The sequence below is a fragment of the Cytobacillus gottheilii genome (genome assembly GCF_001636345.1).
GTDB lineage: Bacteria > Bacillota > Bacilli > Bacillales > Cytobacillaceae > Cytobacillus > Cytobacillus gottheilii.
In genome coordinates this window covers 3,153,544-3,171,444 of record NZ_KV440945.1, presented here as the reverse complement: position 1 = coordinate 3,171,444, position 17,901 = coordinate 3,153,544, and the positions used below count along the sequence as shown (strand labels likewise).

General features: G+C 36.8%; 16 protein-coding genes. 11 read left to right on the top strand and 5 right to left on the bottom strand.

What is annotated here, in order from left to right:
* The first annotated feature begins 356 nt into the window (after positions 1-356).
* The 11 genes from A6754_RS15305 (at position 357) to pepF (ending at position 14,068) form a co-directional block, all read left to right on the top strand.
* The gene (locus A6754_RS15305) at positions 357-1,946 is read left to right on the top strand and encodes a peptide ABC transporter substrate-binding protein (RefSeq protein WP_066451662.1); all 1,590 of its coding nucleotides are present in this window, start codon (positions 357-359) and stop codon (positions 1,944-1,946) included.
* Positions 1,947-2,103: 157 nt separating this feature from the next.
* Positions 2,104-3,039 carry an ABC transporter permease gene (locus tag A6754_RS15300; RefSeq protein WP_066447525.1) on the top strand — a complete coding sequence of 312 codons (936 nt, stop codon included), beginning with the start codon at positions 2,104-2,106 and terminating at the stop codon, positions 3,037-3,039.
* 3 nt (positions 3,040-3,042) lie between these two features.
* On the top strand, positions 3,043-3,957 hold the full coding sequence (locus A6754_RS15295; protein WP_066447523.1) for an ABC transporter permease: 915 nt from the start codon (positions 3,043-3,045) through the stop codon (positions 3,955-3,957).
* Between the two features lie 10 nt (positions 3,958-3,967).
* On the top strand, positions 3,968-5,035 hold the full coding sequence (locus A6754_RS15290; RefSeq protein ID WP_066447520.1) for an ABC transporter ATP-binding protein: 1,068 nt from the start codon (positions 3,968-3,970) through the stop codon (positions 5,033-5,035).
* 2 nt (positions 5,036-5,037) lie between these two features.
* On the top strand, positions 5,038-5,973 hold the full coding sequence (locus tag A6754_RS15285; protein WP_066447517.1) for an ABC transporter ATP-binding protein: 936 nt from the start codon (positions 5,038-5,040) through the stop codon (positions 5,971-5,973).
* 334 nt (positions 5,974-6,307) lie between these two features.
* The gene (locus A6754_RS15280; RefSeq protein ID WP_066447514.1) at positions 6,308-7,528 is read left to right on the top strand and encodes a putative glycoside hydrolase; all 1,221 of its coding nucleotides are present in this window, start codon (positions 6,308-6,310) and stop codon (positions 7,526-7,528) included.
* 514 nt (positions 7,529-8,042) lie between these two features.
* Positions 8,043-8,618, top strand: coding sequence for a GNAT family N-acetyltransferase (locus A6754_RS15275; RefSeq protein ID WP_066447512.1), 576 nt, complete (start codon positions 8,043-8,045; stop codon positions 8,616-8,618).
* A gap of 660 nt (positions 8,619-9,278) precedes the next feature.
* Positions 9,279-9,674: a transcriptional regulator SpxA gene (gene spxA, locus A6754_RS15270; RefSeq protein WP_066447509.1), complete on the top strand. Its 396-nt coding sequence runs from the start codon at positions 9,279-9,281 to the stop codon at positions 9,672-9,674.
* Positions 9,675-10,059: 385 nt separating this feature from the next.
* Entirely contained in the window at positions 10,060-10,728 is a 669-nt protein-coding gene (gene mecA, locus A6754_RS15265) for an adaptor protein MecA (protein WP_066447507.1), read from the top strand.
* Positions 10,729-10,835: 107 nt separating this feature from the next.
* Complete coding sequence (locus tag A6754_RS15260) at positions 10,836-12,095, top strand: competence protein CoiA (protein WP_082851703.1); 1,260 nt, start codon at positions 10,836-10,838, stop codon at positions 12,093-12,095.
* Between the two features lie 152 nt (positions 12,096-12,247).
* On the top strand, positions 12,248-14,068 hold the full coding sequence (pepF, locus tag A6754_RS15255; RefSeq protein ID WP_066447501.1) for an oligoendopeptidase F: 1,821 nt from the start codon (positions 12,248-12,250) through the stop codon (positions 14,066-14,068).
* 121 nt (positions 14,069-14,189) lie between these two features.
* On the opposite strand, the gene A6754_RS23030 is transcribed toward pepF, so the two are convergent.
* The 5 genes from A6754_RS23030 to A6754_RS15235 all read right to left on the bottom strand — a co-directional run bounded on the left by A6754_RS23030 (position 14,190) and on the right by A6754_RS15235 (position 17,721).
* Entirely contained in the window at positions 14,190-14,363 is a 174-nt protein-coding gene (locus A6754_RS23030) for a hypothetical protein (protein WP_180320235.1), read from the bottom strand.
* Positions 14,364-14,753: 390 nt separating this feature from the next.
* Entirely contained in the window at positions 14,754-15,605 is an 852-nt protein-coding gene (locus A6754_RS15250; RefSeq protein WP_066451660.1) for a ClpXP adapter SpxH family protein, read from the bottom strand.
* A 26-nt stretch (positions 15,606-15,631) separates the two neighbouring features.
* Positions 15,632-16,039 (bottom strand): globin domain-containing protein, encoded by a 408-nt coding sequence (locus A6754_RS15245; RefSeq protein WP_066447497.1) that lies wholly within the window; start codon positions 16,037-16,039, stop codon positions 15,632-15,634.
* A gap of 383 nt (positions 16,040-16,422) precedes the next feature.
* The gene (locus A6754_RS15240; protein ID WP_066447494.1) at positions 16,423-17,070 is read right to left on the bottom strand and encodes a lytic transglycosylase domain-containing protein; all 648 of its coding nucleotides are present in this window, start codon (positions 17,068-17,070) and stop codon (positions 16,423-16,425) included.
* Positions 17,071-17,127: 57 nt separating this feature from the next.
* Positions 17,128-17,721, bottom strand: coding sequence for a CYTH domain-containing protein (locus tag A6754_RS15235; protein WP_066447491.1), 594 nt, complete (start codon positions 17,719-17,721; stop codon positions 17,128-17,130).
* Positions 17,722-17,901: the final 180 nt, after the last annotated feature.

The following is a 17,901-nucleotide window of genomic DNA, read 5'->3' as shown; positions in this document are numbered from 1 at the left end:
TCTCAATAAAATTTGATTGTCTATCAGCATATTTTTTGCAAAACTCAAACTCTGATGTAAGTTTTTCATACTTATAACTCCAAAACTAGTATTAACTTTTATATTTCGATATAATTATCAGAATATAGAGGATAATCAATCTTTGAGCATAGGTTAACTTATTTTACGACGAGAGAAGTGGTTTGCACTTTTTTCTTTAATGTAAAAAGACAGACTATTTCAGCAATATATGTCAGGAGGACAATTGTATTTTAGGAGATTTTTGTACAAGTACAGTTTGGGGAAAAATAATAGGGGGTTTTACCGTGAACAAAAAGAGATTTTCATTTCTCTTCAGCATCTTGCTTGTACTAAGCATGTTCCTTGCAGCATGTAGCGGCGGCGATGACAACGCTGATGGCGGCGATAGCGGCGACGGCGGATCTGATGTAGAACAAAATTTAAGTGTTAATATCAATACTGAACCACCTTCTTTACACCCAGGTTTAGCTAAGGATTCAACTTCTGGTACTGTACTTCGCCAAACAATGGAAGGATTAACTCGTATTGGCAAAGAAGGTACACCTGAAGAAGCAATGGCAGAGAGCTGGGAAGTTTCAGATGACCAAACAGTTTACACTTTCAAAATTCGTGAAGCTCAATGGTCAAATGGTGACCCTGTAACTGCTAACGATTTTGAAGCAGCATGGAAATGGGCTATTGACCCAGCTAACCAATCTGAGTATGCATACCAATTAAACTACATCGCTGGTGCTGAAGCAGCTAATACTGGCGAAGGTTCACTTGATGATGTAGGCGTTAAGGCAATTGATGAGAAAACTTTAGAAGTAACTCTTGCAAATCCAACTCCATTCTTCTTAGAGTTGACTGCATTCTACACTTACTTACCATTTAACAGCAAAGTAGCTGAAGCAAATGCTGAGTGGGCTAACGATGCTGGTGATGATTATACAACTAACGGTCCTTTCCATATGACTGAATGGGCTCACAGTGATAAAATTGTTCTTGAAAAGAGCGATACTTACTGGGATAAAGATGCTGTAAAATTAGACACAATTGAAATGATCATGGTTAACGATCCAAATACAGAACTATCTATGTTTGATAACGGTGAACTTGATTGGGCAGGAGCTCCAACTGGTGCACTTCCACTAGATGCTCTTCCTGCATTAAAAGATGAAGGCCGTCTAATTACTGAACCAATTGCAGGAACTTACCTGTACAAATTTAATACAACTGTTGAACCATTCAACAATGCAAATATCCGTAAAGCATTTGCACACGCAATGAACCGTCAAGAATTAATTGACAATGTTACACAAGGTGAACAGCTACCAGCAATGGCGCTTGTACCACCGACAATGTTCCCAGAGAACGAAGAAGGCTACTTCCCTGATAACGATATGGAAGCTGCGAAAGAATATTTAGAAAAAGGTTTAGAAGAGCTTGGTTATAGTGATGCTTCTGAACTTCCTGCAATTACTCTTTCTTACAACACATCTGAAGGCCACCAAAAGATTGCACAAGCAATCCAAGATATGTGGACTCAAAATCTTGGTGTTGAAGTAACACTTAACAACCAAGAGTGGGCTGTATACTTAGACAGCGTACATGCTTTAGATTACCAAGTTGCTCGTATGGGCTGGTTAGGTGACTTTAACGACGGAATCAACTTCCTTGAAGCTTATCGTGATGCTGATGGCGGTAACAACGATACTGGCTGGGAAGATCCTGAGTTCCAAGAATTACTTGCTCAATCTGCGACAGAAACAGATGCAGATGCTCGTCAGCAGCTATTAAAAGATGCTGAAGCGATCTTTATGGATGCAATGCCTGTAGCACCTATCTATTTCTACACAAATAACTGGGTTCAAAACGAAAACTTAAAAGATGTTGCAATTTCTGGTCTTGGAGATGCTCAATTCAAATGGGCATATTTTGAATAATCGATAGTAATTTGACGAAAGGTATATGGGATCAAGTTTCCCATATACCTTCGTTTCTGTAACTTGAAGCTGCGAATTCGACCAATAAATGACAAATTTACTTTGTTTTGTAGTTGTGGTCTTTCTTATAAAAAGTATTAATATGGAGGTGTTGTCAATGGCTAAATATATAGGGAAGCGTTTGTTGTACATGCTTATTTCATTATGGCTAATTGTTACAGCAACGTTCTTTTTTATGCGCATGGCACCTGGAAACCCGTTCACATCTGAGAAGCAGTTACCTCCCGAAATTGAAGCAAACTTAAATGCACACTATGGATTAGATCAGCCATGGTACGTTCAATACGGAGAGTATTTACTAAGAATCTTAAAATGGGATTTTGGTCCGTCATTCAAGTATAAGAGTCAAACAGTTAATGACTTGATCAGTGAAGGTTTCCCGGTATCATTTCTATTAGGATTGGAAGCGATCTTTTTAGCAGTTGCAATTGGTGTTTTATTAGGAATTATTGCTGCCTTGAAACACAATAAGTGGCAGGATTACACAGCAATGATTGTCGCAGTTCTAGGTATATCTGTTCCATCATTTATAATGGCATCATTCCTGCAATATTTCCTTGCAATCAAATGGGGCATATTCCCTGTTGCCAGATGGGAAGGGTTTATGTACACAGTTCTTCCAGCACTTGCACTTGCTTCTACTCCAATGGCATTTATCGCTCGCTTAACTCGTTCGAGTATGCTGGAGGTACTTGCAAATGATTATATTAAAACAGCTAAATCCAAAGGTTTAAGTAGTGGTGCAATTACGGTCAAGCATGCGATTCGTAATGCTATGCTTCCTGTTGTTACATACATGGGTCCGCTTACGGCCAGTATTTTAACAGGTAGCTTTGTTATTGAAAGAATCTTTGGTTTACCAGGACTAGGTGCACACTTTGTAACAAGTATCTCTAACCGGGATTACACAGTTATTATGGGTGTAACGGTATTCTATAGTATTCTATTACTTGTATCTATTCTCCTTGTAGACATTGCATACGGAATCATCGACCCACGCATTAAGCTTGCCGGCGGGAAGAAGGGAGAGTAAACCATGGAAATATCAAAAGATAAGTTCAAAGTAGTTGGAACCCAGCTGGAAGATGCTGAAAAGATATCGAAACCGAGCCTCTCCTTTTGGAAAGATGTTTTCGTTCGTTTCCGTAAAAATAAACTGGCATTATTCGGTTTAGTTTTATTAGCAATTCTCATCTTTATGGCGATCTTTGGTCCAATGATGACAGAATATGATTATAAGCAAAATGATCTGGCTAACAAAAACCAGGCACCATCTTCAGAGCATTGGTTTGGAACAGATGATTTAGGCCGTGACGTTTTTACTCGTACATGGGAAGGTGCCCGCATCTCGATCTTTATCGGTGTTGCAGCAGCTCTAATTGACCTATGTATTGGTGTTATCTGGGGTGGAATTGCCGGCTATAAAGGCGGTCGTACAGATGAATTTATGATGCGCTTTGCCGACATTCTCTATGGAATCCCATATTTGCTATTAGTTATTCTATTAATGGTTGTGTTAGGTCAAGGTTTAGGAACAATGATTCTGGCCATGACGATTACCGGCTGGATTAACATGTCACGTATTGTACGTGGACAAGTTCTCTCGCTGAAAAATCAAGAATACGTGCTTGCTGCTAAGACACTAGGGGCAAATACAACAAGAATTATGGGTAAACACTTAATTCCAAATGCTATGGGACCAATCTTGGTTACCATGACGTTAACTGTACCATCTGCTATCTTTACTGAAGCATTTTTAAGCTTCCTTGGACTTGGTTTAACACCGCCGCTTGCGAGCTGGGGAACAATGGCTAATGATGGATTGCCTGCATTGCGTTACTATCCTTGGCGTTTATTCTTCCCGGCGATCTTTATCTGTTTAACTATCTTTGCATTTAATGTAGTTGGCGATGGCTTGCGCGACGCTCTTGATCCAAGATTACGTAAATAGGAGTGAGAATATGGAAAAAATACTTGAAGTCAAAGATTTAAAAGTCTCATTCCAAACTTATGGAGGACAAGTTCAAGCAGTTCGTGGTGTGAGCTTTGATCTTCATAAAGGTGAGACGCTTGCTATTGTTGGTGAATCTGGTTCTGGTAAAAGTGTAACTTCCCAGACGATTATGAAATTAATTCCAATGCCTCCTGGACAAATTACCGGCGGACAAATCCTTTTTAATGGCGATGACATTGTTCCAAAGTCAGAAAAAGAAATGGAAAATATCCGCGGAAAAGAAATCAGTATGATCTTCCAAGATCCAATGACTTCTTTAAACCCAACAATGCGTGTTGGAACTCAAATTATGGAAGTTCTTATTAAGCATCAAAACATGTCCAAGCAAGAAGCGAAAAAACGTGCAACTGAATTGCTGCGTCTAGTTGGTATTCCAATGCCGGAAAAACGTGTTGTTCAGTACCCTCACGAATTTTCTGGCGGTATGAGACAGCGTGCAATGATTGCGATTGCTTTGGCAGCTAGTCCTAAGCTTTTAATTGCCGATGAGCCAACAACAGCATTGGATGTAACAATTCAAGCGCAAATTCTTGATTTAATGAAAGAATTGCAAAATAAGATGGATACTTCAATCATCTTTATTACGCATGACCTTGGTGTGGTAGCAAATGTTGCTGATCGTGTTGCTGTCATGTATGCTGGACAAATTGTAGAAATGGGAACGGTTGATGAAATTTTCTATGATCCACGTCATCCATATACATGGGGCTTGCTTGCATCAATGCCAAGTCTTGAGAACGACAATGATGCAGAGCTGGCTGCAATTCCAGGAACACCTCCGGATTTAACAAATCCGCCAAAAGGTGATGCATTTGCTGCTCGTAATCAATATGCATTGGCAATTGATTTTGAAGAAGAACCGCCAATGTTCCAAATTTCTGAAACTCATTTTGCAAAAACATGGCTGCTTCATCCGGATGCACCGCAGGTAAATCCGCCTGAATCTGTAATGAAGCGTATACGCAAATTATCCTCTAACTTTGAGAAGCCTGTTCTTGTTAAGGAGGGTAAATAACAATGGCTGAAAAGCTTTTACAAATTAAAAACTTAAAGCAGCACTTTAATGTGGGAAAACCTAATATGGTTAAAGCCGTTGATGGAATCACATTTGATATTTACAAAGGTGAAACTTTAGGACTTGTTGGCGAATCTGGCTGCGGTAAATCAACAACTGGCCGTACCATTATTCGTCTATATGATGCAACAGACGGTGAAGTGCTGTTTGAAAACGAAAATGTTCATGGAAAAAAATCTGCAAAAGAACTGAAAAAGTTCAACCGTAAGATGCAAATGATTTTCCAGGATCCTTATGCTTCTTTAAACCCTCGTATGACTGTAGCTGATATTATTGCTGAAGGCATTGATATACACGGTCTTGCAAGTTCAAAGAAAGAGCGTATGGAAAAGGTTTATGAGCTATTAGAAACAGTTGGTTTGAATAAAGAACACGCCAACCGTTATCCGCATGAGTTTTCCGGCGGTCAAAGACAGCGTATCGGAATTGCTCGTGCACTTGCAGTAGATCCTGAATTCATCATTGCTGATGAGCCGATTTCTGCACTGGATGTTTCGATTCAAGCTCAAGTTGTTAACCTAATGAAAAAGCTGCAGCGTGAAAAAGGACTTACGTACTTATTTATCGCCCATGATCTTTCAATGGTTAAATATATAAGTGACCGAATTGGAGTAATGTACTTCGGGAAGCTTGTTGAACTTGCTTCTGCCGAAGATTTATACAATAACCCTATTCATCCATATACGCAGTCGCTTCTGTCTGCTATTCCACTTCCAGATCCTGAATCTGAACGTACACGTAAGCGTAAATCATATGATCCAGCTGTTCATAACTATGCTTCAGATGAAAAGATTGAGATGCGCGAAGTAGCCCCTGGCCACTATGTGTATTGCTCTGAAAAGGAATTAAAGCAATATCAAGCACAATATAAGCATTAAACTCGAAACGATCTCTTTTTAAGGGATCGTTTTTTTTATAAAAGGACGTTGAAGCATATGTTAATTATAAAGTTGTTTAATTAACAGTATAAATAAAATATTCAGTTATTCTTTAGTCCTTTTATCCACTAACTTACTTTTTACTATCATACACTAAAACTAATGTAATTACTATTATAAATTTTCAATTAATTGTATTAGTTTTAACATTTCCCTCAATTAAAAGAAAAATGCATTTAATAAAAAATTTTGTCTATAAATGTATTAATTTCTTGTCGAAAGATTGATAAACTGTATGAAAGGGTACGGAGAGAAGGAGGGGAGGACAACAGCTATGAACAATAAAAGTGTATTCAGTGTTATTAGTTTAATCGTATTTCTATTGGTCTTAAATCTATCACCACAGCATTCTTTTGCAGTGGAAGAGGATTCTGTCAAAATGAACGGAATGATGCCGCAAAAAGAATTCTATGACTTGAAAAAAGAGCTGCCAGAAGTTATCAATAGGTTTAAATTTGATTCAGGTTATACGTTCACTTATCCAGATGCTGTTAGAGGCGTATATGTTACAGGGCATTCTGCAGGTGGGGAAAGATTTAACACATTAATCAATCTCATTAATGGAAGTGATTTGAATGCAATGGTCATTGATATTAAAGATGATTGGGGTAATCTAACTTACATACCAGAGGAAAATTCCCCTTACTCTCCGATTGGAAAGCCATATATTAAGAATCCTAAAACAATGATGGATACTCTGGAAGAAAATCAAGTTTATCCGATTGCAAGGGTAGTTGTGTTTAAGGATACGGAGCTTGCTAACAAAAAACCTGAATGGTCTTTTAAAGATGGTAATCAAGTATGGAAAAACGGCCGCGGGGAGTCTTTTGTAAATCCATTCTTAAAGGAAGTCTGGGATTATAATGTAGATTTGGCGATTGAAGCGGCAAAGATGGGCTTTCAGGAAATCCAATTTGATTATGTGCGTTTTCCAGAAGGGTTTGAGACTCGAGATAATGAATTAAGCTACAATCATGGCGATTATACGGATGAGTCCACTGAAAACGTGCAAAAAAGGGTTAGTGCTGTAACTGATTTTGTAGCTTATGCGAAAGAAAAGTTAAAACCTTATGGTGTGAAGGTGTCTGTTGATATCTTTGGCTATTCAGCAACATTGCCTGAGGCACCGGGGATTGGGCAAAATTTCTCTAAGATTTCTGAAAATGTTGATGTCATTTCCTCTATGATTTATCCAAGCCATTGGACATCTTATTTTGGGATTGCAAAACCTGATCTAGAGCCATATAAACTGGTAAGTGAATATGCGAAGCTTGAGAATAAAAAGCTTGGTGAACTAGAATCTTCCCCAGTCTCAAGGCCATGGCTTCAGGATTTTACTGCTTCCTATTTAGGAAGTGGAAATTATCTGGAATATGGAAAAGAAGAGGTTGAAGCGCAAATTAGAGCTTTGAATGAAAACGGCATAGATGAATTTCTATTATGGAATGCAGGAAATTCGTATACTGAAAATGTGGATTATACACCTTTAGACTAGCAAGTATTTCAATAAGGTATGACCCATAAGGGAGCAGTTCCGATTGTAGGTTTATCAACAGATAATCGGGCTGCTTTTTCTTTAGTCTATTGTGTCATTTGACAAACTATATTAATACGTTATGATGAAAGAGCCAAGCGATAAAGGCTTGCATCATCCAAACTTCCAGTACCTTAAATCTTTTGCTGCAGCTAATCAGTAGACAAGAGGCAGATAAAGCAGCGTGCAGAGATCTAGAAGATAAACCTCCACCTTTCTTCTCAAAATGTATCCTTTATAATTGAACAGTTTTCATTTAATATCGTTACCCTCACACGATTTGAAGAGAATGTTTCTTTTCATTGAAATCATGCATGAACTGACTGTTATTTACGAATACTTCATTTGATGCGTTACTTCATAACGATCGAATGCTTAAACGGTATATACAATAAATGAGCGGAAAGCTGGGAGCTTATCATGCTGGAAAGAATACTTCGCCTAGGTTGTACTAGGTAAAAAAAGGAGAAGATCCATGCATTGGTATGAAAAATTAAATCAATATTTTCCTATTGAAGAAATGAAATCAAAAGAGCATATGGAAACTTTGCTTGATGAACAGTCAGAAATTTATCATAAAGATGAAGGACCACATCATGTCTTGATGTATGTGGAACTTGACCATTTTGTTTTTATTGATTATTTATTTGTATCCAAGGATGCCCGGGGGATGGGCCTTGGCAAAAAGCTGCTTGGCAAGATGAAGGATAAAGGGAAGCCAATCATTTTAGAGGTTGAACCAGTTAATTATGACGATACGGATACAGAGAAGCGCCTGCGTTTCTATAAGCGTGAAGGCTTTAAACATGCACAGTCTATTGGATATCGCAGAAGATCACTGGCCACGAAAGAAATCAATGCAATGGAAATCCTCTACTGGGCACCGAATAATGAATCAGAAGATACTATTTTTGAAGCAATGAAGACAACCTATGAACTTGTTCACACATATAAGGATAAGCAATTTTATGGAGAGTCTTACCAGAAAGTAGATGAAGTCCTGACCTTTGATGAAGGAGAGAGCGGAAAAAACGTCCTTGATCGCCTATAAAATAACCGGTGGAATATAATGTTTTCTTAAAATAAGCGTTTCAGCTCACGATAAAACCGAACAATTAACAGATTTCTTATCATTATCTGTTAAATCGTTCGGTTTTTATTTTGGTTTCTGATCTTAAAAAATAGATACTCATCTCATGAGTAAACTTTGATATGCTGGGAATAGCGGCATGCATGCTGTGAAAGTTAGCTTTACTCCTCAGGGAAAGCCCTTTCAAGCAGTGAAACTATTCAGTGACGTTTAATCCTTTTTTCAATTTAATAGCTTTAATTGAGAAAATAATAGTGAATTTAAGTTTAAAACTTGTAAAAAGGGGTACCTATTGAATATAAACTACCCTAATTAAAAGAGGAAATGTGAATACTTTGTGAACGTTTTATCGTTTTAAATGAAAAATGAAACTTTTTCACGCTTCAATCGTCTTATATAGTGTAACAGAGAATTTACTGTTTAACCTAAAAGATCATCTCATACTTTTAGGGTGTTTATAAAAACTTATATCCAATGGGCTTCTATTAGTGTATAATAGATAATACAAATTACTTTTTTAAAGTGATTTTAATTTACAAAGCTCCAAGTTTTATAAACAAGAAAAAAATCTAACAATAGATCTAATAATATGTCTAAATTAAGGGAGTGTGAATTTGTAAAATGGTCACATTATACACTTCACCAAGTTGCACATCTTGCAGGAAAGCGAAACAATGGTTAGAGGAGCATGAAATTCCTTATAAAGAAAGAAATATTTTTTCTGAGCCATTATCAATTGAAGAAATTAAAGAAATTCTTCGAATGACAGAGGACGGAACAGATGAAATTATTTCAACTCGTTCAAAAACGTTCCAAAAATTAGATGTTAATCTTGAGACGATGCCTCTTCAAAATTTATTTGAATTGATTAAAGATAATCCCGGCCTGCTTAGACGCCCAATTATTATTGATGAGAAACGTTTACAGGTTGGTTATAATGAAGACGAGATTAGACGATTCCTTCCAAGAAAGGTACGTACGTATCAGCTTCGTGAAGCACAACGACTTGTTAATTAAATTTTTAAACCTTCTTTCAATTGATGAAAGAAGGTTTTTATTTGTTTTTTATAAACGCAGAAACACACTGGATCACCCGTTTTAATGCCACAATTCTCTTTTCTTGTAGATGCGCTATATTTCTGTTAAAATACATTAACCACTTTTAAAAAGAGGAATTAGGCATATAACGGTTTTTAATGAATCATGCTTTTTTAATTCCCTTTATTCTGTTTTTATCATAAAATATAAGTACAAGGCACATAATTTGGACTTAATCGTAGGCCTTTGCTCTAAAAGAATGGTTAAAACAGATTAACCTGTTCTATACTGGGTATATGGAGAAAAAGTAACTATTTAAGGGTCTTTAGTCCCTTCAACCATAGCCAGAAGGGAGAGTTGTTGTATGGAAATTGAACGTATTAATGATAATACAGTTAAGTTTTACATTTCTTACATTGATATAGAGGAAAGAGGCTTTGATCGCGAGGAAATCTGGTATAACCGCGAAAGAAGTGAAGAATTATTTTGGGAAATGATGGATGAGGTTCATCGGGAAGAAGATTTCTTTGCAGAAGGTCCGCTTTGGATACAAGTTCAGGCGCTGGATAAAGGCTTAGAAGTACTTGTCACAAGGGCACAGCTCTCAAAAGATGGCCAAAAATTAGAACTTCCTGTTCCAGATGAAAAAGCGCAGGATCTTCCGGTTGATGAAAGAATTGAAGAGTTGCTTGATCATCACTTTAATTCTGAAGATGCAACTGAAGAAAATGAACAGTATGAAGGCAATTTGGAATTTCTAATAACCTTCAAAGACTTTGAAGATATTATTTCTCTGTCAAAAAAATCAGAGCTTGATTCCATCAAAACAACATTATATTCTTTTGAAGGCAGCTACTATTTATTTCTTGATTTTGACGAAGAATTGTTTGATGAAGAAGATATCGACAATCTTCTCAGCATTATGCTTGAATATGGTTACGAAACGCAAGTAACAATCCACCGTATTACTGAATACGGAAAAACGATTATTGAAAGTAATGTTTTTGCAGAACTTCGTAAATATTTCAAATAACCAAAACGATTTCAATATTGAAATCGTTTTTTTTTGCATTTTAAAAATTGTATATACTTTGACAGTAACATAATTATCCATAAATTTTTCAAACATAAAGGAGTTAGATGTATGATTCACGAATACCTACTAGAAAGAAAGGAGGAAGAATGATGTTAACTGCAGTAAACAGCTCAGGGGAAGTTGTTTCACTTTTTAGGTCATACACTAGAGCCGAGGCTATATCTCTCAAGGAGAAGGGACCTTACTTTTGCCGTGAGTGTTCGGAAACATTGTTATTAAAAGCTGGCACAAAACGCATTCCGCACTTTGCTCATCACATGCATTCGAGGTGTCCGGAAAGCTATGAAAATGAGTCGCAATATCATTTGAATGGAAAAATTAAGCTATACAATTGGCTGCGGCAAAAAGGAGTCACTCCCGTAATGGAATATTATTATCATGAAATTCAGCAGAGGGCAGATATAGGATTTATATATAAGGAACAATCATTTGCCATTGAATTTCAGTGCTCGCCGATTTCAGAGGATTTGTTTTACAAGCGAACCCAGTCCTATCTCCAAGCTGGCATCATCCCAATCTGGATCATAGGAGCTAACAAAATCAAACGGATCGATCACAACAGAATTGCACTTACCTCATTTAATTATCTATTCCTTTCACTATATGAAAGGAAGTCATGGGAAATCCTAGCGTTTTGTCCAAACACAATGCATTTTGTTTTTCTTAAAAACCCGCTTCCATATTCCACGAAAAACACATTCGTCAACCTGCAAATTAAACCGCTCAAAAATCTTGATCTCTCTACATTACTCCATCTTTCAAACGAATCTTCATCTATATCTTTTCAGCAATGGCAATCTGTCATCAGAAAGCAAAAAGACTTTGCAGCAGTTAGAAATAGCTCTTTCGGTAAAGCAATGTTAGCCGAATTATATAATCATCGTATCTCTCCATCACAACTTCCTTCAGAAATTGGTCTTCCTGTTTTTCATTCACCCTATATTTCCACACCACCTTTGCAATGGCAAACGTTTCTAATGATGGATGTAATAATGAAGAAAAAGACATTTACGATAAGCGACGCCAAAACCTCCTTTTATAAGAGGGTTCGGAGTAAAAGTATTTCAGTGAGAAGATTCCCTCTTTTCGATGAATCTGAGGAGTTTCGAGCTGTTGAGGAGTATTTCAGCTTATTAGAACATTTATATATAATCTCCAAAACAGACCAGGGAGGATATTTTGTTTCTAATAAACTTATATTTCCTTATAGCCAAAATGAACAAGTGCAATATGATCAATCTTTAAACAAGCGATTTGGAAAATATATAATGAAACAAGCCAGTCAAAACCAATTTAATAAATGAAATACAGTCTTTTAGCACAGAATAGGATGAGACGCTGATAAAAATATCGGAAAATAGCAGGAATTTTCGCAGTAAAGGAGAAGTAACCTATAGTGCTATTGTTAAAATTACCACTACTATTTATCGCATTATTTACTGGAGGGGACAATACAATGACAAATGAAACTGCCGCTGTGCAAAAATTGCCGGCCAGAAGTGAAATTGCAGTTGAAGATACTTGGAGGCTAGAAGATATTTTTGAGACAGATGAGGTTTGGGAAAAGGAATTTAAAGCAGTTGAAGCTTTAATACCTGAAGCATCCAAGTATGAAGGTAAGCTTGGTGAAAGTGCAGACGTATTGTATGAAGCACTTCAGTATCAAGATCATTTGTTTTCAAGATTAAGCAAGCTCTATACATATGCTCATATGAAATATGATCAGGATACAACTAATTCGAAGTATCAGGGAATGGAAGACAGAATTAAAACTGTATACTCGAAAGCAGGCGCTGCACTGGCTTATGTTGTGCCAGAACTTCTTGCCATTGAAGAAAAAAAGGTAGAGGGCTTTTTAGAGGAAAAAGAAGAGCTCAAGCTTTATAAGCAAGCTCTTGATGAAATTAATTTACAGCGTCCACATGTGTTATCAGCCGAGCAGGAGGCTTTGCTTGCCCAAGCGTCAGAAGTGCTTGGGGCATCCAGCAATACATTTGGAGCACTGAATAATGCCGATCTTGAATTCCCGGCTATTAAAGATGAAAACGGCAATGAGGTGGAGGTCACACATGGCCGTTACGTGCGCTTCTTAGAGAGTGATGACCAACGGGTGCGCCATGATGCATTTAAGGCAGTATACGGCACATATGGACAGTTTAAAAATACCTTTGCAAGTACTTTAAGCGGAAATGTGAAAAATCATAACTTTAATGCTCAAATCAGGAAATATGAATCAGCAAGACAAGCAGCACTTGCCAATAATAATATCCCAGAGAGTGTTTATGATAACTTAGTCAGCACAATCAATGATAACCTTCACCTGTTGCACCGCTATGTAAAACTGCGCAAGAAAGTCCTTGGATTAGAGGAATTGCATATGTATGATCTCTATACACCTCTAGTAAAGGATGTAAAGATGGAGGTTTCATATGATGAGGCGAAGGAGCATATCTTAAAGGGGCTTGCACCATTAGGAGAAGACTATTTAAATGTGCTCAAAGAGGGCTTTGAAAACCGCTGGGTGGATGTACACGAGAATAAAGGGAAAAGAAGCGGTGCTTATTCATCAGGAACTTATGGGACAAATCCATATATACTAATGAACTGGCAGGATAATGTAAATAATCTGTTTACTCTAGCTCATGAATTTGGTCATTCTGTACACAGTTATTACACAAGAAAAAACCAGCCATATCCATACGGAAATTATTCAATTTTTGTTGCTGAGGTTGCATCCACATGCAATGAAGCTCTTTTAAATGATTACTTGCTTAAGACAATTGATGATGACAAGAAGCGTCTGTATCTCCTAAATCATTTCCTTGAAGGATTCAGAGGTACTGTTTTCCGTCAAACGATGTTTGCCGAATTTGAACATTTAATTCATGAGAAGGCTCAAAACAATGAAGCATTAACAGCAGAATCATTGACTGAAGCTTATTATGAATTAAATAAAAAATATTTCGGGGAAGAAGATATCATTATTGACGAAGAGATTGGTCTTGAATGGTCTAGAATTCCTCATTTCTATTACAACTATTATGTTTATCAATATGCTACAGGCTATAGTGCCGCTACAGCACTAAGCAAGCAAATTTTAGAAGAGGGACAGCCGGCAGTCGATCGCTATGTCGAATTCTTAAAAGCTGGAAGCTCTGATTATCCTATTGAGGTTCTGAAAAAAGCAGGCGTTGATATGACCAGCAAGCAAGCTATTGAAGATGCATGCAAAGTTTTTGAAGAAAAACTAAATGAGATGGAAGAACTTCTATCTTAAAAACTTTAATTAAAAAAGGCAGCTAAGCTACGTTCAGCTTTGGCTGCCTTTTATTTTTAGCTTTAATATAAAAGTGGGCAATGAAGCCTTGAAAAAACCATCATATAGCTATGGCAATATGTTAGAATCCTTTAAATCGATTTCTGTTATTTAAGAAAGATATGAATGTTATTAATGAAGCAAACAATAGAGGTGCAGTAATAAAAAGGGGAACAAGCTTTAATAAACCTAATACATTTAGAAAAAAGCAAAAAATCAATACTGCCAGGATTGAAAAAAGTTGGATTTTTTTCATCTTTACACCTCCTATTACGAGATAACTTAAACGGAAATACAATTTATTCTACTTTATGAATTTGTCCAAGAAAAAATGAATTTGATATGTGTTTTGAATTTTTGACAATAATGTGAAAAGAAGCACAAAATGGTTGATGTTAATTGTTCCACATGATATATTATGGTTGTGAAGTTAATCACAAGCAAACATATACCCCTTTGTTTGATCGTGAAAAATTTCTCCCATCCCCTTTGTTCGTTTATGTATATGAAGAGCCGTGCAAAAAAGCATGGCTTTTTCATTTTAATCTCTCCTTTTAACCATGTCACGATTCTGTTTAATCCCCAGCAAATATCTTGCTTAGTTAAGTTCTATTTATAAAAAAAAGCTATGTCAGAAAGACATAACTTAAATTTTTTCACAGTATTTCCAAAAATGTCCGTATTTTGCCGGCACAGGTTCAGCTATTTGTTTAAGCTGCAGCTTTTTCATTATTCTATTTACTTCCGTTTCAGTCATATTATAGACAACGGCAATTTCTTTTGCCGCGACAAGTTTAAAGTAAGCAAGAAAATCTTCAATATCAGGCAAAGGAGATTTCTCCGGCTGCTCCGGAAGCATTTCTTCTAAAATCTGTTCGTAAATATCGTACGGATAATAACCTGTTACTTTAATCCCTTCCTCTTCAATATTTTCATTGAAAAAGACGAGCGTTGGAATTTCTTCAACTTCCATTTCAGCAGTGATTTTCAAATCGCATTGAAAGGCTTTTGCCGCACTTTCAGAGTGCATATCAGCGACAAATTCCACTACATCTAACCCAGTATCTCTAGCGCAATCTTTTAGCACTTCAAAGCTGGAAACATTTTGTTTTTCTAGAAACAGTGCTTCTTGCAGCTTCCGTAAAAAGCGAATGCCTGATTTCCTTCCTTGCAGCTCTGCCGCCTTAATGGCAATAGAGGCCAAATATGGAGAGGAGATTGGATTTTCAAACCATAAATTCCCATCGCAGGACATACCAGATCGACTCGCTGTTTTTTCCCAAAGCTCTGCGATGTTTTCATAATTTTTTTTGCGGCCCATATTTAAAGCAGCCAGCTTGCCGCTTAATACATGTTTAATGGAAAAATAGCGTCCATACTCAATCGTCAGCTTTTTTATAATCGGCTCCAACGCCCAGCATTCAGGACATAAAGGATCAAGGAACATGTACAATTCCAATGGTTTCTTTTCATTGCCATGGCAATGGGGAGACGCCATCTTTGTTTCAAATCGTTCATGATTGTTCAAGAGCTCTCACCTTTCATTTCATCTTTATCTGGAGTATTAATCATATGCTGGGCAGTCAGGTTAAGCCTGGCAAAAAAATCCTCTCTTAATGGGCCGGTCAGCTCTACTTCATCCATTGCATTATGCATACATGAAACCCATGCACGAGCACGCAATGGCGTTATTTCAAAAGGCAAATGCCTGGCTCTTAGCATAGGGTGCCCATGCTCTGCTGTATAAATTTGTGGTCCGCCTAAATACTGAGTTAAAAATTGTTTTTGTTTCCTGGCTGTTTCTTCTAAGTCTTTTGGAAAAATAGGAGCGAGATCAGGATGCTCTGCAACTCTAGTGTAAAAAGCGTCGACAAGCTGATGAAGCTTATCTTCACCGATTATGTCAAATGGTGTCTGCATTTTTCCTGTCATATTCATTACTCCCTTTATTAAATTAGCTCAATGCCTGAATGATAGACACAGCATGAGCCACATTATCGTCTCGCAGTACATTTGCTGGAATATATTAAAAGTGGTGTATAGATGTAAATATGATTACAAATAGGTGTAACATGTTTATCGAGATATCTGTTTATATTTTATCAATGTAATCAAGATATCTCAAACAAACCGCATTTTGGGAATGAATTAGACTAGAATGCGATATATGGATAATGTTAAATTCGTGCATATTTAGGCTGGAGAATAGCAATGGGATTGTAAGTTGAAGAATAATTGTGGATAAAGACAGGAATAAGCCTGCAATCAAAGTCAGCAGGCTTATTTTTTACAAAGAGATCATGTTTAGTTATCTTTTAAGCAAAGTACGAGTTAGTAACCTTTTTAACATAATTTCTTGTCTCATTAAAAGGAGGGATGCCATTGTATTTGTCAACATTGCCTGGTCCTGCATTATAGGCTGCTAATGCAAGTTCAACATTGTCATCATATTTATCCAGCATTTGCCTCAAGTATTTAGTGCCAGCAAAAATATTTTCCTGAGGATCAAAGATGTTTGTCACACCCAGCCCCCTAGCAGTGCCGGGCATGAGCTGCATTAAACCGGAAGCACCAGCATGGCTTACTGCATTTGCATTAAAATTTGATTCTTGTTTTATCACAGATTGAATTAGCTTAACGGGTACATTATATAATTCTGAGGCTTTTTCAATCAGATCATTGAAGCTTCCATTTGTCTTTGTGCCAGAAAGCTTAGATAAGCTAAGAGGCATGAGGTTATTAGACGTACTCATCAAGGAATTCTTGTTTGCGAGCGGCTCAAGAGAAGCGACTGCGCCAAGAGTATTTGGTATTTGCGATTGCAGTGCAGATGTACTGCCGCTTGATAAGAAGTTGGTTAAAAGGTCATTGAATAATGAATCCTCACCTTTAGACGAGCCAGAGGCATTAAAATTCTGCAATGCCTGCAATTCAAGCATTACTTTTAATTGATTGACATTCATCTGTATGCGATCTCCTTCAATAGAAGTATAAAATATACGAACTGGCAGTTTATAGAATTATAATGAAGTCTTTCGGTTATATAAACGTTTAACCTTATTTTCTGTTTCCCTCATAGGAATGCGATATTCAGCAAGTAGCTCCTTAAAAATAACTTCTCCATTTGCTCGATCACTTACCTCATATTCTAACTCAAAATCCTCTTCATTTAAATAGTAACTATTGTCCAGTACTAGCAGTCCGCCTTTATATTCTTTTTCAGCTCTGAGCGTTTTTAATGAGCCAAAAAGGGTTATATCTTCTAAGGAAATGCCATTTTCAGTCAAGATCGAGAAAAGTTCATGGTGTAAAAATTCAGTTTGGTTTAAGCTTTTGGCATTAATTGCTATTTCAGCAGCTTCTTTAGTTAATATATCATTTGTTTCTAATAAACCATTCTCATGCGGCTGTTTTAAAGTAAGTTCATAGTGTCCATTCTTTTCCCGGATCCTTAAGGCACTTTTCTGTTGTTTTAATTGGAAATTGGCTGTGTCAAAATAATAATTTGTTTGAGTTTGAAAATCTCCTTCAGTAAAGTTCAGAGATGATTTCAATAAATCAAACTCACTTTTTGTCAGCAGGTTTTTAAATTCAATTTCAATATGTTTATCCATATTTCAGTTCCTTTCATTGCTAATATTCATTATTATGGCAATCTAAAGCCAAAACTGCAATGACTGTCACCCATTAAATACTATTGTGCTGTCCTTGTATTTAAGGCTCGCCAATCGTCAAGTTTTCTTTATACTTTATAAGGGATAAATTAGCTAGCGCAGGAGTAAAACGGCGGAGGA